This window comes from Streptococcus infantis SPAR10 (genome assembly GCF_000279535.1).
Lineage (GTDB): Bacteria > Bacillota > Bacilli > Lactobacillales > Streptococcaceae > Streptococcus > Streptococcus infantis_I.
In genome coordinates, this window is sequence record NZ_ALCH01000003.1 from 91,165 (window position 1) to 113,251 (window position 22,087).

26 protein-coding genes and 1 pseudogene are annotated in these 22,087 nt (G+C 41.0%); 3 read left to right on the forward strand and 24 right to left on the reverse strand.

Translation table 11 applies throughout. The features are described from left to right. Positions 1-11: 11 nt before the first annotated feature. From SPAR10_RS04830 to SPAR10_RS04895, 14 genes are all read right to left on the reverse strand, one after another. The gene (locus SPAR10_RS04830; RefSeq protein ID WP_004251387.1) at positions 12-2,402 is read right to left on the reverse strand and encodes a primosomal protein N'; all 2,391 of its coding nucleotides are present in this window, start codon (positions 2,400-2,402) and stop codon (positions 12-14) included. Between the two features lie 84 nt (positions 2,403-2,486). After that, positions 2,487-2,801: a DNA-directed RNA polymerase subunit omega gene (gene rpoZ, locus SPAR10_RS04835; protein WP_004251389.1), complete on the reverse strand. Its 315-nt coding sequence runs from the start codon at positions 2,799-2,801 to the stop codon at positions 2,487-2,489. Positions 2,802-2,825: 24 nt separating this feature from the next. Next, positions 2,826-3,452, reverse strand: coding sequence for a guanylate kinase (gene gmk, locus SPAR10_RS04840; protein ID WP_000775049.1), 627 nt, complete (start codon positions 3,450-3,452; stop codon positions 2,826-2,828). A 136-nt stretch (positions 3,453-3,588) separates the two neighbouring features. Continuing rightward, on the reverse strand, positions 3,589-5,202 hold the full coding sequence (locus SPAR10_RS04845; protein WP_004251393.1) for a ribonuclease Y: 1,614 nt from the start codon (positions 5,200-5,202) through the stop codon (positions 3,589-3,591). A 217-nt stretch (positions 5,203-5,419) separates the two neighbouring features. After that, positions 5,420-6,517: a nucleotidyltransferase gene (locus tag SPAR10_RS04850; RefSeq protein ID WP_004251395.1), complete on the reverse strand. Its 1,098-nt coding sequence runs from the start codon at positions 6,515-6,517 to the stop codon at positions 5,420-5,422. A 9-nt stretch (positions 6,518-6,526) separates the two neighbouring features. Beyond that, entirely contained in the window at positions 6,527-7,267 is a 741-nt protein-coding gene (locus tag SPAR10_RS04855) for a class I SAM-dependent DNA methyltransferase (RefSeq protein ID WP_004251397.1), read from the reverse strand. A gap of 109 nt (positions 7,268-7,376) precedes the next feature. Beyond that, on the reverse strand, positions 7,377-7,730 hold the full coding sequence (rsfS, locus tag SPAR10_RS04860; RefSeq protein ID WP_004251400.1) for a ribosome silencing factor: 354 nt from the start codon (positions 7,728-7,730) through the stop codon (positions 7,377-7,379). Then, entirely contained in the window at positions 7,731-8,324 is a 594-nt protein-coding gene (yqeK, locus tag SPAR10_RS04865) for a bis(5'-nucleosyl)-tetraphosphatase (symmetrical) YqeK (RefSeq protein ID WP_004251403.1), read from the reverse strand. Further along, positions 8,324-8,953, reverse strand: coding sequence for a nicotinate-nucleotide adenylyltransferase (locus tag SPAR10_RS04870; RefSeq protein WP_004251404.1), 630 nt, complete (start codon positions 8,951-8,953; stop codon positions 8,324-8,326). The genes yqeK and SPAR10_RS04870 overlap by 1 nt, the downstream gene beginning before the upstream one ends. 48 nt (positions 8,954-9,001) lie before the next feature. After that, on the reverse strand, positions 9,002-9,313 hold the full coding sequence (gene yhbY, locus SPAR10_RS04875) for a ribosome assembly RNA-binding protein YhbY (protein WP_004251407.1): 312 nt from the start codon (positions 9,311-9,313) through the stop codon (positions 9,002-9,004). 213 nt (positions 9,314-9,526) lie between these two features. Beyond that, positions 9,527-10,633 (reverse strand): ribosome biogenesis GTPase YqeH, encoded by a 1,107-nt coding sequence (yqeH, locus tag SPAR10_RS04880; protein WP_004251412.1) that lies wholly within the window; start codon positions 10,631-10,633, stop codon positions 9,527-9,529. Between the two features lie 2 nt (positions 10,634-10,635). Beyond that, a complete protein-coding gene (locus SPAR10_RS04885; RefSeq protein ID WP_004251415.1) occupies positions 10,636-11,163 on the reverse strand; it encodes a YqeG family HAD IIIA-type phosphatase in 528 nt (175 codons plus the stop codon). 16 nt (positions 11,164-11,179) lie between these two features. Then, positions 11,180-12,085 (reverse strand): magnesium transporter CorA family protein, encoded by a 906-nt coding sequence (locus SPAR10_RS04890; RefSeq protein WP_004251417.1) that lies wholly within the window; start codon positions 12,083-12,085, stop codon positions 11,180-11,182. Positions 12,086-12,136: 51 nt separating this feature from the next. After that, on the reverse strand, positions 12,137-12,703 hold the full coding sequence (locus SPAR10_RS04895) for a mechanosensitive ion channel family protein (protein WP_004251419.1): 567 nt from the start codon (positions 12,701-12,703) through the stop codon (positions 12,137-12,139). A gap of 148 nt (positions 12,704-12,851) precedes the next feature. Between SPAR10_RS04895 and sstT the strand changes: the two genes are divergently transcribed. Both sstT and SPAR10_RS04905 read left to right on the forward strand, forming a co-directional pair. Then, positions 12,852-14,057, forward strand: a complete 1,206-nt coding sequence (sstT, locus tag SPAR10_RS04900) for a serine/threonine transporter SstT (protein WP_004251420.1) — start codon at positions 12,852-12,854, stop codon at positions 14,055-14,057. Between the two features lie 60 nt (positions 14,058-14,117). Then, complete coding sequence (locus SPAR10_RS04905) at positions 14,118-15,086, forward strand: aromatic acid exporter family protein (protein WP_004251422.1); 969 nt, start codon at positions 14,118-14,120, stop codon at positions 15,084-15,086. 53 nt (positions 15,087-15,139) lie between these two features. On the opposite strand, the gene SPAR10_RS04910 is transcribed toward SPAR10_RS04905, so the two are convergent. Together SPAR10_RS04910 and typA are read right to left on the reverse strand one after the other, a co-directional pair. Beyond that, positions 15,140-15,394, reverse strand: coding sequence for a DUF3165 family protein (locus SPAR10_RS04910; protein WP_004251425.1), 255 nt, complete (start codon positions 15,392-15,394; stop codon positions 15,140-15,142). 19 nt (positions 15,395-15,413) lie between these two features. Beyond that, positions 15,414-17,255, reverse strand: coding sequence for a translational GTPase TypA (gene typA / locus SPAR10_RS04915; RefSeq protein WP_004251427.1), 1,842 nt, complete (start codon positions 17,253-17,255; stop codon positions 15,414-15,416). A 161-nt stretch (positions 17,256-17,416) separates the two neighbouring features. Here typA and SPAR10_RS04920 point away from each other — a divergent pair, with 161 nt between their 5' ends. Then, the gene (locus tag SPAR10_RS04920) at positions 17,417-18,142 is read left to right on the forward strand and encodes a pseudouridine synthase (RefSeq protein WP_004251431.1); all 726 of its coding nucleotides are present in this window, start codon (positions 17,417-17,419) and stop codon (positions 18,140-18,142) included. Positions 18,143-18,182: 40 nt separating this feature from the next. On the opposite strand, the gene SPAR10_RS04925 is transcribed toward SPAR10_RS04920, so the two are convergent. From SPAR10_RS04925 to SPAR10_RS04955, 8 genes and pseudogenes are all read right to left on the reverse strand, one after another. Next, positions 18,183-18,416 (reverse strand): hypothetical protein, encoded by a 234-nt coding sequence (locus SPAR10_RS04925; protein ID WP_004251434.1) that lies wholly within the window; start codon positions 18,414-18,416, stop codon positions 18,183-18,185. A 191-nt stretch (positions 18,417-18,607) separates the two neighbouring features. Continuing rightward, positions 18,608-18,835, reverse strand: coding sequence for a hypothetical protein (locus SPAR10_RS04930; protein ID WP_004251438.1), 228 nt, complete (start codon positions 18,833-18,835; stop codon positions 18,608-18,610). Positions 18,836-18,920: 85 nt separating this feature from the next. Further along, positions 18,921-19,301 carry a rhodanese-like domain-containing protein gene (locus tag SPAR10_RS04935; RefSeq protein ID WP_004251440.1) on the reverse strand — a complete coding sequence of 127 codons (381 nt, stop codon included), beginning with the start codon at positions 19,299-19,301 and terminating at the stop codon, positions 18,921-18,923. 16 nt (positions 19,302-19,317) lie between these two features. Then, positions 19,318-19,530 (reverse strand): annotated as a pseudogene (locus tag SPAR10_RS10780) (YqgQ family protein); the annotation flags it as partial. Between the two features lie 58 nt (positions 19,531-19,588). Further along, the gene (locus tag SPAR10_RS04940; protein ID WP_004251442.1) at positions 19,589-20,050 is read right to left on the reverse strand and encodes an ECF transporter S component; all 462 of its coding nucleotides are present in this window, start codon (positions 20,048-20,050) and stop codon (positions 19,589-19,591) included. Next, positions 20,028-20,801, reverse strand: coding sequence for a bifunctional hydroxymethylpyrimidine kinase/phosphomethylpyrimidine kinase (locus tag SPAR10_RS04945; RefSeq protein WP_004251443.1), 774 nt, complete (start codon positions 20,799-20,801; stop codon positions 20,028-20,030). Before SPAR10_RS04945 ends, SPAR10_RS04940 begins: the two co-directional genes overlap by 23 nt. Continuing rightward, the gene (truA, locus tag SPAR10_RS04950) at positions 20,791-21,540 is read right to left on the reverse strand and encodes a tRNA pseudouridine(38-40) synthase TruA (RefSeq protein ID WP_004251445.1); all 750 of its coding nucleotides are present in this window, start codon (positions 21,538-21,540) and stop codon (positions 20,791-20,793) included. The genes SPAR10_RS04945 and truA overlap by 11 nt, the downstream gene beginning before the upstream one ends. Positions 21,541-21,625: 85 nt before the next feature. Continuing rightward, positions 21,626-22,081: a GNAT family N-acetyltransferase gene (locus SPAR10_RS04955; protein ID WP_004251447.1), complete on the reverse strand. Its 456-nt coding sequence runs from the start codon at positions 22,079-22,081 to the stop codon at positions 21,626-21,628. Positions 22,082-22,087: the final 6 nt, after the last annotated feature.

Consider the following 22,087-nt stretch of genomic DNA (forward strand, 5'->3'; position numbering starts at 1 on the left):
CTTTTCTCCTTCTATAAAAATTGTTGCGGTTCGTGGTCAATACTGAGACGAAGTTCGCTATTTTCACGTTCTTGAGTTAGGGCTAAGACCTGATTAAGGGTAGAAGCCAACTCATCTTCTAAACGGTATTTAATCAAAATTTGGTAGTGGTAGAGGTTATGAGTACGAGCGATAGGTTTTGGCGTCGGACCTAGAATTACACTAGCATCCGATAAACCTGACCGCAAAATCTCCATGACTTGATAAGCACGTCTAAGAACCTCTTCTTCTTTTTTATGAGATAAGGTGATTCCAATAGTAAAATAATAAGGTGGATAACCCAACTGATGTCTGATGCCCATTTCATAGGCATAGAAACCTTCGTAGTCTTGGTCCTTGGCAAATCGTATAGCATAGTGCTGAGGATTATAGGACTGAATCAAGACCTGACCTGCCTTTTCAGCACGACCGGCGCGACCTGCCACCTGGGTCAAGAGTTGGAAGGTTCTCTCAGAAGAACGGAAATCAGGCAGGTTCAAGGCTGTGTCCGCATTGAGAACACCAACCAAGGTCACATTTGGAAAATCCAAACCCTTGGCAATCATCTGGGTTCCTAGCAATATGTCCGCTTCACCATTGCCAAATTGTTCAAGTAAAGCTTGGTGACTGCCCTTTTTACGAGTTGTATCCACATCCATGCGTAGAATGCGTGCCTCTGGAAAGAGTTCCGCTAGCTCATCATAAGCCTTCTGTGTCCCCGTTCCATAATAGCGAATGCTACGACTCTGACAGTTTGGACAGACATGTGGAATTTCCTTCGTAAAACCACAATAATGACAGTTCATAGTCTTAGTATCCATATGCAGCGTCAAGGAAATATCGCAGTTTGGACAGGTATCCACGGTCCCACATTCCCGGCACATGACAAAGCTAGAATAACCACGACGATTGAGCATGAGAACAACCTGCTCTTTTTTATCCAGTCGATCTTGAATGGCCTCAATCAGTGGTGGTGTAAAGTTTGATGTTTCATTCTGCCCGATGTAATCACGGAAGTCAATCAGTTGAACCTCAGGAATACTTGCTAAAGGATTGGCACGTTGAGTCAGGCGCAGATGTTGATAAACGCCTTTTCCAGCACGCGCACGGCTTTCTAGACTTGGTGTTGCAGAACCAAGAACTAGGGCAGCTTGATTGTACTGGGCACGTAAAAGAGCCACATCTCTAGCATGATAACGAGGATTGCTGTCTTGCTTATAGCTAGCCTCATGCTCTTCATCGATAATGATAACACCTAGATTTTTCAAAGGTGCAAAAATAGCAGACCTAGCCCCAACAACTACCTGAGCATCTCCACGCTCCACCTTGCGCCATTCATCGTACTTTTCACCATTTGACAAGCCTGAGTGGAGGATGGCAACTTGCTCACCAAAACGAGCAATAAAGCGCTCGGTCATTTGAGGTGTCAGAGAGATCTCTGGAACTAGAACAATCGCTGTTTTTCCCATATCTAAGGCACCTTGGATAATCTGCAGGTAAACCTCGGTTTTCCCACTTCCTGTAATTCCTTGTAGAAGAAATGGAGGATGTTTCTTTCCAATCGCTCCAACAACCGCCTCACAGGCTAGTTTTTGCTCTGGGTTTAACTCTAAGGCTTGATTTGACTCGATTCCTTCAAAGTAGGCAGCTGAACGTTGAACTTCCTTTTGAAGAATCGTCAAAGCACCCTGTTCCACAAAGAAGTTGACTTGTTCACGAGAGTAATGTTCTAACAAAGTAGCCAAAGGAGTACTTTCTGGATGTGCTACTAAATAATCTCGCAGTTCCAATTTCTTCTTGGCACGGTTTGAGATTTCTAGCTTTTCTAATTTGTCAAGATTCACTTGAACCCAAGACTGTGTTTTGACTTTCTTCTGATCCACAGCCTGATACTCGAGTTTCAAAAGCCCTTTTCGAGTCAAGCGCATCATCTCGGCCTGCTTTTTCAAGTCAAGCGATGAAAAGGCTAGAGATTCTTGCGAACCGAATAAGCGCTCCTTATCCTCCTGACTCAAGCCTTCCAGAGGATAGAGGATTTTATCATAGCTAGAATTCAAAAATCCTGGAAGCATGGCTTTAAGAATAGAAATCTTGTATGAAAAAACTGACTTACGTAGTTCTTCAGCCAACCAGAGTTGTTCCTCCGTTAAGACAGGAGAAAAATCCAGCACCTCAGCAATTTCTTTCAAGTCTTCATCTGCCATTTCCGATTCTTGTTCCATTCCAAGAACAATCCCTTGAATCAAGCGATTGGCCTTCCCAAAAGGCACATGAACCCGCATACCAACTTCCAGCATGTCTACAAATTCCTCAGGGACCTTGTAACTGTATGGTTGGTCCGTCTGCATCAAGGGAACATCCACAATGATTTTCGCAATAGCCATATCCTCACCTCCCTCTCTTCTTAAATCGTTTCAATTGATTGAGTATTCTTGCAATAGAAAAAATAAGATTGAGTCCCCCCAACCTTAAATTTTTTCACCTTCTTCTTTTTCTTTCGCGATTTGCTCTTTGATTTTCTTTTCTTCTTCTTCTCTCAATCGTCTTTCTTCTTCGATACGACGACGAACAGCTTCGCGTTTTCCTTCTGGATCTGGGTGGATGGTTACATTCCCTGATTCAATTTCTTCCAAGGCACGAAGTGTAGATTTTTCAGATTTGAATTCTTGTGTTGGAGTTGCTCCAGCTTCTAATTCGTGAGCACGTTTTGCTTCCAAGATGACGAGTGAATATTTTGATGGTACCTTGTCAAGCAAGGTATCAATAGAGGGTTTAAGCATCATTTGTTTGTACCTGTTTTCTATAGTTTATCGAATAGTTGGAGACTTTGGTAGCATATCCTGGTAGTGACCGATGACACGATCGACGCGGAAATGTTCTGCTTCAATCACACGTTTGACACGTTCTGCGGCAAGAGGAACATGATCATTGACAATAGCATAGTCATATTCACGCATCAAAGCAATTTCTTCTTTGGCTTTTTCGATACGTTGGGCAATCACTTCTGCGCTATCGGTACCACGGCCTACGAGACGGTCTTGCAATTCTTCCAAATCTGGTGGTGTCAAAAAGATAAAGACTGCATCTGGAACTTTTTTCTTGACCTGAAGAGCTCCCTGCACTTCAATTTCAAGGAAAACGTCAATCCCTTTATCAAGGGTTTCATTGACATAGGTCAGAGGAGTTCCGTAGTAGTTGCCTACATACTCTGCATACTCTAACATCTGTCCTTGACGGATCAATTCTTCAAATTCTTCACGCGTACGGAAGAAATAGTCAACTCCGTCTACTTCACCTGGACGTTGCGCCCGCGTTGTCATAGATACAGAATATTGGAATTGGTTTTCAGAACTCTCAAAAATTTCTCGTCTAACCGTTCCTTTTCCAACTCCTGAAGGACCTGAAAAAACGATTAGTAAGCCACGGTCTGCCATGATGTCTCCTTTGGATAGTTTGTGAAATGCCTTGGAAATTCATTCAGAATTCTCTTTGTGAAGGCATTTCTGCTTACTACAATCTTTCTATCTAGTGTAACAAAAAAGCAGTAATTTTTCAACTGCTCTTTCTTATTTATTTTGCATAATCAACTGCACGAAGTTCACGAATCACGGTTACCTTGATATTTCCTGGGTAATCGAGGTTGCTTTCGATTTTCTCACGAACTTTGTGAGCTAAGATTGTGACCTTATCGTCCTTGATTTGACCTGGATTTACCATAATTCGGATTTCACGACCAGCTTGAAGGGCAAAGCTATTTTGAACTCCTTCAAAGCTATTAGCGATTTCTTCTAAATCATGGAGACGTTTGATGTAGCTTTCAAGTGATTCGCTACGAGCTCCTGGACGGGCTGCACTTAAGGCATCCGCTGCAGCAACGAGAACTGCAATCACACTTTCAGGCTCTACATCTCCGTGGTGACTAGCAATCGTGTTAATCACAACTGGATGCTCTTTGTACTTGCGAGCTAATTCAGTACCAATCTCAACGTGGCTGCCTTCTACTTCTCGGTCAATGGCTTTACCAATATCGTGAAGGAATCCTGCACGGCGGGCAAGAGCTGCATTTTCACCAAGTTCGCTAGCCATGATACCAGCTAACTTAGCCACTTCGATTGAGTGTCGCAAGACATTTTGTCCGTATGAAGTACGGAACTGCAGGCGACCCATGATCTTCATCAAGTCAGGGTGAAGGTTTGGTGCACCGATTTCGTAGGCTGCAGCTTCACCATATTCACGAATTCTGTTATCAATTTCTTGACGGTTTTTCTCAACCAACTCTTCGATACGAGCTGGGTGAATTCGCCCATCCTTAAGTAAGGTTTCCATCGTCATACGGGCAATCTCACGGCGGATAGGATCAAAACCTGACAAGGTTACCACTTCTGGCGTATCATCAATGATGACATCAACCCCTGTCAAACTTTCAAAGGTACGGATGTTACGACCTTCACGACCAATGATACGACCTTTCATAGTATCATCAGGCAGATGAACTGTCGAGTTGGTAGACTCAGCTACATACTCACCAGCAATTCTCTGCATGGCTTGGGATAAAATATCCTTAGCAAGCTTATCTGAACGTTCCTTGACTTCTTGCTCCGCCTCACGAATGCGGCTAGCAATTTCCTTGGTCAAGTCTTCTTCTGTTTGGGCTAAGATAATATCTTTTGCCTCTGACTGTGTCAGACTTCCGACACGCTCTAGTTCTGCTTGCTTTTGCTTTTCAATTTCCTCTAGTTGCTCTTCACGTGCATCAAGGTTTTTTGCTCTATCAGAAATACTTTGTTCTTTTTGTTCAAGTGTTTTTTCTTTGTTCGTCAAATTATCGTCTTTACGGTCAAGGCTCGTAGCTCTCTCCGTCAAACGACTTTCGATTTGCTTGAGTTCTTGACGCTCCGACTTAAATTCAGCGTCCACTTCTTCGCGGTATTTTCTGGCTTCCTCTTTAGCCTCCAATAGTGCTTCTTTTTTAAGGGATTTGCTTTCGCTCTTGGCTTCATTTAGTAATAAATCCGCTTCGCGCTCAGCTTGTCCTCGTAAATTAGTTGCTTCTTGTTCAGCATTTAAAAGCATCAACTCTGCAGCCTCTTGTGATGATTTCATCTTGACTGAGATGCTGACATATCCAATGACTAAACCAATGATGACGGCAAAAACAACTATAACAATTGTCATAATTTCCATGTTTTTACCTCAATTTATTTGTTTATCTGAATGACATGCATTCTTATACATTTTACCACAAAAAAATATTTTTAACAAACCTTAAATGGAAGTTGTTATAGTTATTTTTAGGAGCAATATCTTCATTTTCCTTAGTAAAATAAGCTTCTTAAACCTAACTATTTTTTAAAAGAATTTTTTTGCAAAAAATAAGAAAAAAGTCCACCTCACAGTAGACTTAGTTTGTTTCGATTCTGATTGGCACTCTGCCAAAATTTTGTTCTGCGATACTCGGGTATCCCAGTTGATAGATTTGGTCTGCCTTTTGGGTTATGGCATCCCAGGGTTCTTTACCGATTCGGCTAACTAGATTGACCTGCTCCTTGAGAGTTTTAAGGTGTTGTCTGCCTTTTTCGGTAAAACCTAGGACATGAATGGCTTCTGGCAAGTCACTTTCTCTAGCCTGCACCAAGATATAGGTCAAGAGGCGTCGCACACGCGCCTTGGTGTAGCGTTTGGTAGCCACTAACTCAACCAATTCCTCAATAGATTTTGCTATTTTGATGGCTTCCTTAATACGCACAGCCATTTCTTGATTGACCTGATAAATAGTACTTAAATCTGGATTTGACAAGATTTGATAGCGTAAAAGTGAAAAATAATTTCCCCAGCTCACCTTACTCGCCTGCTCAAAAATAGTAACAGAAGGCATAAAGCGTTCTAAGAAATCTGAGTCTGATTGGTGCTGACGGAGGGCTGTCGCCGAAGCAAAGTCCACATCCTTGTCCACAGAATGATATCCTGCTCCCTGACGTTGAATTGGATGAAGTTTGATGTTTCGTCCAGCAACTGCCTTGGCGTAGGCAAGAGCAAGAACATGATTGGGCGTATCACCCGAAAAATCAAGACCTGCAAATTCCTTCCACATAGCTTGCGTTTTCTGAGGGTAGGAGAGGGAATCAGGTAGATTTTCTACAAATTTCTCCATCTCTTGACCACACTCTGCGTATAAGTCAGCAATTTTCTGGTAATCTAGAACTTCCTCTGTCCCAAAAGCTAGGCTGTCAATTCCTAACTGCGCCAAGATATCTACTGCTCCTTGTCCAAAGAAATCTGCTGCCTGAACACTGACTAAAAAGGGCAATTCCACTACCAAGTCTGCTCCATTCTCCAGTGCCATTTGAGCCCTTGTCCACTTGTCCACGATAGCAGGCTCTCCACGCTGCATGAAATTCCCAGACATGGCAACGATTTTCAGCCCATCCGCCTGTTCTAGCAGGTATTTGTGGCCATTATGAAAAGGATTGAACTCTGCGATAATACCTGTAATGGTCATGATATTCTCCTACTTCTGCGCGACAAAAAACCAACGGGTGCTGGTTTCTGTAGGCTCCTTATCCTCAAAGTCAGCATAAAGCTTGAAGGATTTGAAACCAGCTTGTTCTAACAGAATATCATAGGTCAAGACCTCATAAGTCCGCTCCTCATGAACTTCGTCGTGACGACTAAAGGAACCATCCGCTTCCTTGATAAAAAAGGTCAACTCATGCACGATAGAATGTGGTGCTGCATCCTCGTAGGTATCCCAGAGCATGGCAAAGTCTTCTGCATTTTCATGATAGGAATAACCTGGGAAAACTTCATCAGTCTGGTAAGTCGAATGCACGTCAAAGATGAAAACTCCGTCTTCGTTTAGAGCATTGTAAACTTCTTTGAAGACGTCTCCCACTTCTACCTCGTCCTGCATGTAGCAGATAGAGTCCGAATAGCAGGTCACAAAGTCATATTTACCGGCCTTGGACAAATCCAGCATATTGCCTTCAATAAAATCAATCTTTTGCTTGGCTGAAGCCGCTCTCTTCTCAGCAATCTTCAACATGTCCGCGCTCAAGTCCAGTCCAGTCACTTCAAAACCAGCCTGAGAAAAGCGCACTGACTGGATGCCTGTTCCACAAGCCAATTCCAAGAGTTTCTTTCTCTCCTTAGTCTTTGGCAAATGACGGAGGGAAAAATCCGTCCATTTATCGTATAAACTATCATCCATCACAGCATCGTAAACAGCCGCAAAAGTCTCGTATGTTGCCATAATCATGATACCAAGAGCATCTCTGGAAATACCTCTCGCTCTCACCTTTCTAACGATTTTCTTCTAAATTAAGCAAAGAAACTCAGTTGACTGCAACTGAGTTCATCTCTTATGCCAAGGCTTCTGAAATATCTACAGAATTCGCTTCATGCCATAATTTTTCAAGGTTATAGTGGGCACGCATTTCTTCTGAGAAGATATGCACTACGACACCACCAAGGTCTAACAAGACCCAGCCACCAGCTGCATCGCCTTCAACGTGACTACCTTTAAAGCCAGCTTGGGCTACTTTTTCACGGATATTTTCAGCGATAGCATCCAACTGACGGCTATTCATTGAGCTCGTGATGACAAAGTAATCTGTCACACTGGTCAATTCTTGTACGTCAAGTGCGAGGATATCCTCCGCACGTTTCTCATCGGCCGCTTTCACGACTAGTTCTAATAATTCTTTTTCGTTCATTTAGTCCTCTTTCAAATAGTGCACATAGGCGTTATAGGTTTCAAGGGTTTGGGGATAGATGGGAAATCCCTGGTGAGCCAAATGTTCGACAGTGCGAGCTGTTTCATAAGCTACTGCCTTATTGAGTGACAAACTTGCAATCTCACGCGCCTGGTCCACACCTGGAAAGGCACGATTATGCTCGATGTAATCTGCGACGTAGATAACCTTATCAAGATCCATCATCTGACCAGCTCCAACTGTATGAATTTCAATAGCTCGTAGGATTTCAGAATCTTGTAAATCCAAATCTTCCTGAATCTTGTAGATACCGACCATGCCATGCCAGACATTATTGCCCCAGTTTTTAAGATCAGAGTCAAGTTGATAACGATCTATCAAGTCTAAAAATTCTTGATCTGATAACTTTTTAGCATAGTCATGAAGGAGACCAGCTAAACCAGCTTTCTCAACATCCACACCAAAGCGCTGAGCCAATTCTATGGCTGCACGCTCTACACCCAAACAATGGGTTAGGCGTTTCTCGGGTAGAAGCTCTGCCATTTTCCCCAACAATTCCTCTCGTGAACAGTTGATGTAGTCTTGATATGCCATTAGTAGAGACCTTCTTTCTCGATATAGTCTAGCACTGGTTTGGGTAGGAGAAAGTTAGGTGTTCGTCCTTGGGCGATGAAATCACGTACCATACTGGATGAAATATCCATAAGAGGCACATCTACCCAAATGACTGGATAAGAAGTCCCAGCCTTGTAGCGTGGTCGTTGAACTCCTACAAACTGAACGAGGTCGACCAATTCATCAATTCTGTACCACTTAGGCAGATAGTCTACCATGTCAGCACCGATGATAAAGTAATAATCTGTATCTGGATTCTTCTCTGTCAAAATCTTCATGGTGTCGTAGGTATAGGAAATACCCTTACGCTCCAGCTCGATGGTCTCAATAGCTAAACCTTCGATTCCGTCAATTGCCAATTCAAGCATCTTGAGGCGGTGGTGTTCAGAAATGGTTTCCTTTTTGTCTACGTGAGGTGGTTGGTATTCAGGCATAAGCAGCACTTGATCCAATCCCAACTGTTGGCGCACTTGGTCTGCGACGATAAGGTGGGCATTGTGAACAGGGTTAAAATTTCCCCCTAAGATTCCAACTTGCTTACGTTTTTTATCCTTGATTTCTGGCTCTAACTCCACTTTTGTAAAGGGAGTTAATAATTCGATTGCCATAGGCTAATCTCCTTTAGTCTTCTGTAAAAACAGTTTGGGAGTATATGCTTAGATTTCTTTGACTCTTTTAGAAATCTTGCGATTTTCTTTCTTACTTGATTGTTTATACAAAATCAAGATACGACCAATTTTTTGTACTGTATCCACACCGATTTCTTCTTCCAAGATTTCAGCTACTTCGTGGATGTTTTCATCTGTGTTTTGCAAGAGAGTAACCTTGATCAATTCGCGGGCGTCAAGTGCCTGACGAACGCTGGTTTTGATTTGGTCGTTGAGTCCATTTTTCCCGATTTGAATAATGGGTTTGAGGGTGTGTGCCTGGCTGTTGAGGAAGGCACGTTGTTTTGATGTTAATGACATAATTCATTTAAAAGAGTTTCTTTTTATACTTTTCTGAAGTGGTGACGGACGTCAGCAAAGTCCTCTGGACTTTCATGACTAAAATTTGAACCTAAGGTCTCAAATTTTCCGCAGTTGGTACAATCACTTGTACCAACTAACACCACGGCGAAAAGTATCTTCTATGGGCTCGTAATGCTCATCTTTATAAAGACAACTCTTTCCTTTCTGTGTTTAAATAATTGCTTTTCGTGTGACGACTGCGACGCCTTCTGGTGCCCAGACGGCTACTTTGGCAGTTCCTGTTACACGGATCCAGCCTAGTCCTGAGATAACGAGGTCAGTCTTATCCTTGATAGTAAAGACATGCTGGACCAGTTTTGGAAAGTCTTCTTTTTCCTTGTTATTTGGTGGTGTAAGGAGGGTTCCAAGGTGCTTATCGTAAAAATCACTCGCTCCTTCAAGCTTGGTACGATGAAGTTTGAGTTCATTATCAAAGAAAGCTGTGAAACCTTGTTTTTCTCCTGCAATGAAATCAAAACGTCCCAAACCACCTAAAAAGAGAGTTTGCTCAGGATTGAGCTGGTAGGTTTTAGGTTTGATTTCCTTTTTAGGACTGACATACTTGAGGTTTTTGGCCGTCAAGTAGTGGGCCATCTGATGACGATGGATAATTCCTGGTGTATCATAGATATAAGAACCATCATCAAGTGGGATCTCAATCTTATCTAAGGTTGTCCCTGGGAAACGTGATGTTGTAATGACGTTCTGGTCACCCGTAATTTCCTGGATAATGGCGTTGATAAGAGTTGATTTCCCAACATTGGTAACCCCAACTACATAGACGTCACGCCCCTTACGGTAGTGCTCAATTTTATCAATGACTTCCTTGATAGCATGCTTATTTTGTGCTGAAGTCAGGACGACATCGACTGGACGAAGACCCTCCTCATGGGCACGTTCCATGAGCCATTGACTAATCTTACCTGGTTTAACAGACTTAGGTAGGATGTCTTTTTTATTTCCAACCAAGATCACATCATTGCCTGATACAAAGCGAGGCAAGCCTGGGATAACAGAGCCATTAAAGTCAAAGATATCAATAACATTGACCACCAAGGCATCACTGTCTCCCACCTCGTGCAAGAGTTTTAGGAAATCATCATCCGTCAGTTGCACATCTGTGATTTCATTGTAATGACGAAGACGAAAACAACGTTGGCAATAAACTTCACCAGTCTCCAAACCTTTTTCGAGTGCTGACTGAGGCGTAAAACCAAGACCAGTCTTATCTGTCGTCTGAATGGTTGATCCACAGCCAATACAGAGAATTTCTTCCATAGTTAGATTCCTTTTTTATATGTGATAGGCCCGTACTTTTCAGTGATATGTTTCATGACACGGCGCTCACGAGCGCGGTTAAACTTCGTTTTGATAGAGTCGTGCTGAACTAAGGGCTTGACCAAAATCGAACGAATACCAGCACGGTGAGCCGCTCGAATATCCGTCATGAGCTGATCCCCAACCATGACCACTTCGTTTTTCTCATAGTGGAATTCCTTCATGGCACGATCAATCCCGAAAGTAAAGGGCTTCAAAGCCCAATAAACATAGTCAATCCCAAATTTTTCAACCGCACGTTGAACTCTTTTTTTAGAGTTGTTAGAAACCACGATGATACGAATACCAGCATCACGAAGGTCATGTAACCATTGCTTCATCTCTGGAGTCCCATCAGGGTTATTCCAAGCAATCAGAGTGTTGTCCAAATCCACCAAAACAGCTTTGATCCCTTGGTTTTTCAGGCTTTGGACTGTCAAATCATAAACTGCTTCTACAGCAAAGTCTGGCATGTAATTTTCAATCGCCATTCTGGCTCCTTCTCTTTTATTTTCTAGTAATTTTCTTCAGCCATTGAGATAAGGCTGCCCATAAAATCAAGCTAGCCATTAAGATATAAATCCAAGCATTTGGCTCTTCTGTAAATGGTAGAGGAACATTCATTCCGAAGAAACCTGTAATAACCGCAAGTACTGCTAGTAAGACGGAGATAATAGTCAAAACTGTCAAACTATCATTCAGGTTATTGTTTAGGATGTTGTTGTAAGAAGATGAGAGTTGTTGCAAGACTTGAGAAATCAAGTCTGTCATAGACACCAACTGATGGGCTTCAATCATTGCATCATCAAACTGCTCTCGTTCGACTTCATTAAATCTCCGATAAAGAGCATGGCCCTGGATATGTTCTAAGAGGAGTCGATTTTGTTTTGCCGCTGCTGTTAAGTAAACCATACCAGTCTCCAAGTCAGAGAGGGCGAAGAGATTTTTCTTTGTTGTTCTCTGACGAAGTAAGCTGTTGACTTCATCTTTACTCTTATCCATCTTTTCAATGATTGGATAATAGGCGTTACTAATGATTTCTAGACTAGCAAAAAGAAATTTGTAAATAGAAAGCAACTCATGGCTATCCAGATAAGCTAACATCTGATCAATGACATAAGCATTCTTATGGTTGCTGATGGTAATCATTCGTTTGTTTTCAACGATAAAGGTCATGGGAATCGCTTCATAGTAATCCTTGTCCTTTTCTAAGTCCAGAACATTGTAGATAAAGGTCACAGTCCCATTCTCACGGTTGTAATCCATATGGGCACGTTCATTTTTATCCAGCGCATATTCGATGGTTTCCTTATCCAATCCGTAGATTTCAGATAAATCTTCAAGATTTTTAATTTTTTCTACATCTAGATTGATCCAAACACAACCATTTCCTAATTGCTCATCTAAAAACATCGTTTCTCCTTTACCAAACTCTTTCTATTGTACCATAAAAGAGGTAAAATTTCAGTTCTCTTCTTTCCTTGAAAAATTGCTGACAACAGTAATATTACGGTTGGGAACAAAGTGGAGAGCCTGGTCTTCACCTCTTAGTTGAGTGGTTCGAATTCCGACACTAACTACTTTTCCCGATACAGTAATGGGACCATTTGTCAAAATAACTTCATCCCCTACATCCAACTGGCGTTCAAAGAGAATAAAGAAGCCATTGATAACATCTGATAAGAAGCCCTGCGCCCCCATACCAATTGCAACCCCAGCAATCCCAGCACCAGCTAGTAAACTAGATACAGGTAATCCTAGGATAGACAAAATGCAGTAAACTAAAAAGAAATAAAGGGTGTAATTAAAAATATTTTCTAATAAACGCGAGATTGTCTTTTGTCGACCTGCATCACGCTTTGAATACTTAAGTGAAGGCTTCACAATTCTCTTGACAGCTGCATGGAGAAGCTGTTTAGCTATGTAAAATAGCACAAATAAAATTAAAAGAGAAATCACTTTCGTTAAAAGATTCTCAAATACCGTTGTTAAATCTAGCTTATTAAAATAACTTTTAAAAAATTCTTGCATGTAAAACTCCTTTTATCAATTATACCATAAAACGACAGAGCTATGACGTTTATAAATATGCGCTTTTATTATATAATTTTGCATTATCGCTTGATTTTTAAGTATATTTATACTATAATCGTTACTACTACTCAAAAAAGAGAAGTGTATGAGAAGAATCATTAACGCCTGGAATAAATCAAGCCTTATCAAACGAATCCTGATTGGAATGCTTCTTGGAACTCTACTTGGTTTACTTTTCCCCAATTTACCAGGAATTGGACTCCTAGGTGAGCTTTTTGTTGGTGGACTCAAGGCAATCGCGCCAATTTTAGTATTTTTCCTTGTTGCTAATGCTATTTCTCAACACCGAAAAGGAAAAACTACAAATATAAAAACTGTTATTCTTTTGTATTTACTTGGAACCTTTGCAGCAGCTCTGGTAGCAGTTTTCATGAGCTTCCTCTTTCCTATTCAGATTAACTTAACAACTGCCACAACAACTGAGGTGACTTCACCAGATGGAATTGGACAGGTTCTAAGCAACCTTCTATTAAAATTGGTTGACAATCCTCTAAACGCTATCATCCAAGCTAACTACATCGGCATCCTCTCTTGGGCTATTGTCTTTGGAATTGCTATGAGAGAAGCTAGTAGTCACAGCAAAGATCTTTTGAAAACCATGTCAGATGTCGTTTCTAAGATTGTTGGCTGGATTATTAATTTAGCACCTTTTGGTATCCTTGGATTAGTCTTTCAAACCATTTCAGACCAGGGGATTGCTAGCCTAACTAACTATGGTGTCTTACTGGGACTTTTAATTACCACTATGCTTTTAGTAGCTCTAGTCATTAATCCACTGATTGCCTTTCTGTTTATGAAGAGAAATCCCTATCCACTAGTGTTGAAATGTCTACGTATCAGCGGTGTTACAGCATTTTTCACGCGTAGCTCTGCTGCAAATATCCCTGTTAATATGAAACTCTGTGAAGATCTCGGCCTTAATCCAGATACTTATACAGTTTCTATTCCACTAGGTTCAACCATTAATATGGCTGGTGCGGCAGTTACCATTAACGTTTTGACCTTAGCCGCTGTTAATACTTTAGGAATTTCAGTTGATTTTGCAACTGCTTTTGTACTTAGTATCGTAGCAGCTATCTCCGCCTGTGGAGCCTCTGGAATTGCTGGCGGTTCCCTTCTACTCATCCCTGTCGCCTGCAGTCTCTTTGGTATTAGCAACGATATTGCCATGCAGGTTGTTGCAGTCGGTTTTGTCATTGGTGTTGTCCAAGACTCTTGTGAAACAGCCCTCAACTCTTCGACAGATGTTATCTTTACTGCCGTTGCAGAATATGCAAGTCGGAAGGCTTGACCTATTTCAAATTCCTTTTATAATTAGTAGTATAACTATTATTCATCTGGAAAGTATTCTATGTCTATCACTCAACGTACTTTAAAACTAGTCCTAGCAACTTGTTTTGCTTGTTTACTAGCCTACTTTTTTGATTTGTCATCAGCTGTATCAGCTGGTATCATTGCTATCTTGAGTCTTTCTGATACTCGAAGAAGCACGATCAAGCTAGCCCGCAATCGTCTTTTTTCAACTCTTCTAGCTCTCCTAGTTGGCGTCATTGCTTTTCAACTAACTGGCTATCATATCTGGAGCTTTGGACTTTACTTAGCAATCTATGTTCCTCTAGCCTATAAACTCGGATGGGAAATTGGAATCACTCCTAGTAGCGTTCTGGTTAGCCATCTCTTAATCCAACAATCAACAGCACCAGCACTTTTACTGAATGAGCTCTTACTCTTCCTAATCGGTACTGGCTTTGCACTTCTGGTCAATCTCTATATGCCTTCACGTGAAAAAGAAATTCAACATTATCATACTCTTGTTGAAGAAAAACTCAAAGATGTTCTTCTACGGCTTTCTTACTATCTGAAAAGAGGAGATGGCCGTAATCAGGCTCAACTTGTAAATGAACTTGATCAACTACTTGAGGATGCTCTTAAGTTAGTTTACCTCGATCATTCTGACCATCTCTTTCACCAGACAGATTATCATATCCACTACTTTGAGATGCGACAAAGACAAACGCGTATCTTAAGAAATATGGCTCAACAGATTAACACATGCCAACTAGCCGCTAGTGAGAGTTTGATTGTCGCTCAACTCTTTTCAAAAACAGCTAGCCAATTGAGTCAAACAAATCCAGCCTACGACTTATTGAATGATATTGAGAGCTACCTAGAGGTGTTTCGCAATCGCTCTCTCCCTAAAACTAGAGAAGAGTTTGAGACACGGGCTACGCTTCTACAACTCTTTCGTGAATTAGAGCATTTTATCCAGATAAAAGTAGATTTCTACAACCGTTATTCTGACAAAAACAGTAACAAATAAAAACTTCTATCGGCAACTCAGTTGCTGATAGAAGTTTTTTGTTATGAATAGATTTAATTTTCGCGCTTCTTTCGAATTGACATGAGACTGATATCTCTCAAACTAAAGTAAGTAAGAGCCAGCATTCCCAATGTAATAAAGATTTCTGCTGGAAGTTGGAAAATCTGCAGGGCAGATAAGAGCAACAAGATTACGAGGGCAACAAGTCCAAAGACTAATATTACAACATTGACCGTTCCCTTGATACTTTGAGGTGTCGCAAATACATAGAGTAGTAATAAGAGTATCCCTATGATTAAATAGACCATCTTTATCTCTTTCTAGCTCTTATTCAGCTGATTTTTTCTTTTTGTTTGCTTTCTCACGCTCTGCCTTGTTAAGGATTTGTTTACGCAAACGAATAGATTCAGGCGTTACTTCCATGTACTCATCGTCGTTCAAGAACTCAAGTGATTCTTCAAGTGTCAAGATACGAGGAGTTTTGATAACCGCTGTTTGGTCCTTAGTAGCAGAACGAACGTTGGTCATTTGTTTTGCCTTCGTGATATTAACAGTCAAGTCATTCTCACGAGAGTTTTCACCGATGATCATTCCTTCGTAAACCTCAGTACCTGGGTTAACAAAGATAGTACCACGTTCTTCGATAGACATGATAGAGTAGGTTGTAGCCTTACCAGCATCGATCGAAACAAGGGCACCACGGTGACGTCCACCAATTTCCCCTGGAATCAATGGCAAGTATTGATCGAAGGTATGGTTCATGATCCCGTAACCACGAGTCATTGACAAGAACTCAGTTGAGTATCCGATCAAACCACGCGCAGGAACTAGGAAGACCAAACGAGTTTGACCATTACCAGTTGAAATCATATCCAACATTTCACCCTTACGTTCAGAAAGGCTTTGGATAACAGATCCTTGGTATTCTTCTGGTGTGTCGATTTGCACGCGCTCAAATGGCTCACACTTCACACCATCGATTTCTTTGACGATAACTTCTGGACGAGATACTTGAAGCTCATAACCTTCACGACGCATAGTCTCGATGAGGATTGACAAGTGCAATTCCCCACGTCCTGAAACTGTCCACTTATCTGGTGAGTCTGTTGGATCTACACGAAGAGATACGTCTGTTTGCAACTCAGCTTGAAGACGTTCTTCAACCTTACGAGAAGTAACCCATTTACCTTCGCGACCAGCAAATGGTGAGTTGTTAACCAAAAAGGTCATTTGAAGAGTAGGTTCGTCGATGTGAAGAACTGGAAGAGCTTCAACTGCATCTGTTGGAGTGATTGTTTCCCCAACGAAGATGTCTTCCATACCTGATACGGCAATCAAGTCACCAGCCTTAGCTTCTTGGATTTCACGACGTTCCAAACCAAAGAAACCAAAGAGTTTTGTAACACGGAAGTTCTTGGTTGTACCATCCAATTTAGAAAGAGTAACTTGGTCTCCGACCTTAACAGTACCACGGAAGACACGTCCGATACCGATACGACCAACGAAGTCATTGTAGTCAAGAAGAGACACTTGGAATTGAAGTGGCTCATCTGAGTTATCGATTGGAGCTGGAATGTGGTCAATAATGGTATCAAAGATTGGCGCCATAGTCTTTTCTTGGTCGGCTGGATCATCTGACAATGAAGATGTTCCGTTGATTGCTGAAGCATAGACTACTGGGAAGTCAAGCTGATCATCATCTGCACCAAGTTCGATGAAAAGTTCTAAAACTTCATCCACTACTTCTGCTGGACGAGCTGATGGTTTGTCAATTTTATTGATAACAACGATTGGGACAAGGTCTTGTTCCAATGCTTTTTTCAATACGAAACGAGTTTGAGGCATAGTACCTTCGTAGGAATCCACTACCAAGACTACACCGTCAACCATTTTCATGATACGTTCAACTTCTCCACCGAAGTCCGCGTGTCCTGGTGTGTCCATGATATTGATACGAGTTCCATTGTAGGCAACGGCTGTATTTTTCGCAAGAATCGTGATTCCACGCTCTTTTTCAATATCATTTGAGTCCATTGCACGCTCAGCTAATTCTGTACGTGCGTCAAGAGTTTCAGATTGTTTCAACAATTCGTCAACGAGGGTTGTTTTACCGTGGTCGACGTGGGCGATAATCGCGATATTACGGATATCTTCTCTTAATTTTGTCATGATTTCCTCTATTATATTCAAAAATTTATTTTCTAACTGAACGATTATACCACAATTTTCAGCAAATGACTTAACTCAAGTAAGTGTAAATGTTTTCAAAAGAAAATTCATTCCTTCTCTTTTCTTTTCAAAAATATCGACTTGTGATAAGATAGGCTGGTATGCGTTTAGATAATTTATTAGCCCAGGAAAAAATCAGTCGAAAAGCTATGAAACAGGCTCTCCTAAAAAAAGAAATCTTAGTAGATGGAGTCCCTGCTACTTCCCTTTCACAGAATGTTGATACGGGATTACAAGAGTTGATTTTTCAGGACAGAAAAATCCAAGGATATGAGCACATCTATCTCATGCTTCACAAACCAAATGGTGTCGTGACAGCAAGCAAGGACAAGAAGCTCCCAACGGTTATGGACTTACTACCTCAACACCTCCAATCAGACCAACTCTATGCTATCGGTCGGCTAGATCGAGATACGACAGGGCTCCTCCTCTTAACAAACAATGGCCCTCTAGGTTTTCAACTTCTCCACCCTCAATATCATGTCGATAAAACTTATCAAGTTGAGGTGAACGGCTTGCTCACACCAGATCACATCCAGCAGTTCAAAAACGGGATTGTCTTTCTTGATGGAACTATTTGTAAACCTGCTCAGCTTGAGATTCTATCTTCAAGCCCTAGTCTCAGCCGAGCCACCATCACCATCTCTGAAGGGAAATTTCATCAGGTCAAGAAAATGTTCCTCTCAGTTGGTGTCAAGGTCACTGCCCTCAAACGAGTTCAGTTCGGAGATTTTCTATTAGATTCTGATCTAGCAGAAGGTCAATACAGACACTTGAATAAAGAGGAATTGAAAATTATTAAAAACTACTTAGAGAAAAGTGGATAAAACAAAAAAGCTTTAAATATAAAGCTTTTTAAAATCTTCTTTAGCGTATGAATAGCATGACACCTAAAATAAAGTGAAGAACAGAAATGACAATACCTACGATATTGAGAGTTCGTTCTTTTTTATAGTCTAGTTCAGGTTCTTTTTGAAGTGAGATAGCCAAGACTAGACCAACGATACCCAAAAACAGGCCTACGAATGGATTTAATAATCCGAAGACAATAGATAGGATACCTGAAATGCGTGAGTGTTTTTTCTTTTGCTGCGCATTCATTTTATAAAAACTCCTTAATTTTGATACTCATTAATAATACCATAAAAATTGGATTTATTTATTTGGTAGCATTTTTGTACTATGTTAACCAATTTTTTGAAACAAGAAGAACTAGAAATGATTAAAATCCACTTAACAAAAAGTGGATCAAACAAAAAAAGCTTTAAACATAAAGCTTTTTTTGTTTTTGATTAGCCAAAAATCATTACGAGGGCTGCAATCCAGTTAAGTACAGAAATGACAATACCTACGATATTGAGAATTTTTTCTGTTTTATACACTAGTCCAGATTGTTTTTCGTGCGAATTAGCCAAAACAAGTCCAATGATACCCAAAATAAGACCTACGATTGGAGATAACAAACCAAGGACGATAGATAGGATACCTAAAACAAGTGATGCTTTTTTCTTTTCTTGCATAATAAAAACTCCTTAAATTTAACACAAATTAATTATATCATAAAAAGCTAGATTTATCTACAATTCAATAACTTTTTACAGAATATTAGCTAGTCTTAACCTTCCCTGTCCAAGAATCCAATCCGTAAGAAAGGATATAAATTTCTGAGAAACCTTGTTTTTTCAAGAAAAGTGCTGCATTGGTTACACGTTGCGCTCGTTGGTTTTCATATAGAAGGACAGGTTTATCCTTGCGAAGAGCTGCAAGACTTGTCTTCAATTGATTTGAAGGAATATTACGAGCTCCGAGGATATGTTTTCTGTGGAAGTCAGCTGGCTCACGCAAGTCAATTAGCTGACCTGTACGAATCAAAGACTCAAACTCTGCATTGTCTACAATTTTTGCTGCACGGCGAATACGAAGATAGTTGTATCCCATCCATGCCAACATCGCCACTACAAGTCCCCATAATACCCAAGTTACCATAATATCTAATCTCCATTTTTTCTAAATAGTCTAATTCTAGTTTGTGCTCTCTGCGAAGAACAGCCTCCGCTTCTAGATAATCCAGTTTATCCATCAAACCAGCATCATAGATTCGAGATAGTTCAATCTTCATTAATTCAATGTCATAAAGACGTTTGCCCATATAGACAAGAATGCCGAACTGTTTGAGAAATTGTTGCACATCGTAGAGTGTTTTCATAGCTTTCATTTTAGCAAAAAATCAGAGTTTTTTCAATAGTTCCCATGGAGGATTGCTCTTTTTACTATTATCTAGCTTTCTTCACACTATGACAAAGAAGAAAGCCTACTGTCATACCAACGATATTTTGCACAAGATTTGGGACGATTTCTGGTAGGGCTGCTCCCCAACCATTCATCCAAGCCGATGCAAAAGCGTAACCTGCCACCATGATGATGGTTGCCAAGACTAATCCTAGCCACTGCCATTTCCCTTTAATACCTGCCAAATATCCCTGCGAACCATGGAAAATCAAGCTGAAGAACATCCACTGGGGGTAACCTGAAATCAGGTCAATTAGAAATCCCGCTAATCCTCCGACAACTGCTCCTTCGCGACTCCCAAAGTAAAAGGCCGTAAAGAATATTCCTGCATCCAAAAGTGTTAGAAATCCTGTTGGTGTTGGGATTTTTACGAAATAGCCCAAAACTACGGATAGAGCTGCTAGGATGGATACTAGGGCGATTTTACTTGTTTTTGTTTGCTTCATATTGTCTTACTCCATACTGATCTGCTTGTGCAATGGCACGGTAAACAAAGGCTTTAGAACTCTCAACCGCTGGTAATAGCTCCTCTCCCTTGACTAACTGACTAGCAATGCTTGAGGCAAAGGTACAACCAGCACCTGCATTTTGTCCTTCTAAGACTGGATTCTCAAAAATGGTAAAATTCACTCCATCATAAAAGACATCCACAGCCTTATCCTGACTAAGGCGATTCCCACCTTTAATAATGACTGCTGGTGCACCCAAGTCATGTAATTTTTGAGCTGCAGCCTTCATATCGTCCAAGGTTTCAATCTTTTGACCTGCTAGCAATTCTGCCTCAGGTAGATTGGGTGTAATTACAGTCACATAAGGGAAAAAGCGAATCAACTCTTGGCAAAGCTCGCTAACAGCAACATCATGAGTCTCCTTACAAACGAGAACAGGGTCCAATACCACTGGAACTCCTGAACGCTCCTTGATAAAGTTAAGAGCTTTCTCAGCAACACCAACAGTCGGTAAGAGACCAATCTTAATCCCTCCAAAATCTACACTCTTGAGGCTATCCAACTGTTGTTGGAAAATAGTCTCATCTGTCGGGAAGACATCAAAACCATTTTCTGTCAAGGCAGTCAAGCAAGTCATAGCTACAAAACCATGCAAACCATTTAAGGTATAGGTCGCAAGGTCAGCAGCTAGTCCCCCACCACTAAAAATATCATTTCCTGAAAGTGCTAAAATACGATTATTCTTCATAACGAATCTCCTTCAAATACAAACCATTGGGTGCTGCAGTCGGGCCTGCCAACTGTCTGTCTTTTTTCTCCAAAATCAGGTCAATCTGCTCAATTGGCATACGATTGTTGCCAATTTTCAGCAAGGTCCCAACCATATTTCGAATCTGCTTATAGAGGAAGCCATTGCCAGAGAAAGTAAAGGTCAAAAATTGACCGGTCTCGTCAATCCTAAGACTGGCTTTCGTGATCGTTCTTACCTTGTCCTCCACACTGGTTCCGGCAGCAGTAAAACCGGTGAAATCATGGGTTCCTTCTAATTTCTTCACAGCCTTTTGCATGCGTTCCACATCTAGTGGATAGGGATAGTGGGTGGCATAATGACGTCTCATAGGATTTTTAGGACGCCCTCTATCCACGATAAACTCGTAGGTCTTGCTATGCTTGGCATAACGGCAATGAAAAGCATCAGCCACAATCTCAATCGAAATCACATCGATATCTTCAGGGCTTTGAGTATCAAGAGCAAAGCGAAGCTTCTCCTCATCCATCTGATAGGGAAGGTCAAAGTGGATAACCTGCCCTAGAGCATGAACACCACTATCCGTTCGCCCTGCACCATGGATGGTAATGGCCTGCCCTTTATTTAATTTGGTTAAAGTTTTTTCAATTTCCTCTTGGACACTACGCGCGTGTGGTTGCCTCTGGAAACCAGCAAAGGCGTAACCATCATAGGAAATTACAGCTTTATATCTAGTCATGTATCTATTTTATCAAGAAAATTTCTCTGCAACAAGTTTGAAAACCAAAAATTGTACGGGTGCAGTTTTAGATATAAACTAGTCCTTACCTCGATTTTCTCATTATATATTTTCGTACAGGTACTTCAACCATTTGAACGATTTCAAATCCTTCTTTTTGGTAAAGATTGTAAGCTGTTTGATTTGCCTCGTAAACATTTAGAGAAATAGTATCTATGTCTTCATTTTCAAAGGCCAAACTAACAAATTCCCTTAAAGCCTGGCTACCTAATCCCTGCCCCTGTTTCTGGGGATTGATAAAAAATCTCCCGATATGAAGATTTCTGTCATCTAGCCTGATTCTCTGGATAAGCCCCACAAACTCTTGTCCATCAAAGATTGAAAAGATTCCTTCCAAATCTTGCAAGACTTGAATTGTCAAGGGAAAAGGAATCATTGGTCCCATCCATTGCTTCTGAAAACTTTCTCCCAAAGCATTAGACCAGCGACAAATGAGTTGGGCATTTTCTATCTGAAGTCCTTTTTCAAAGTGAATTTTCATATTTGC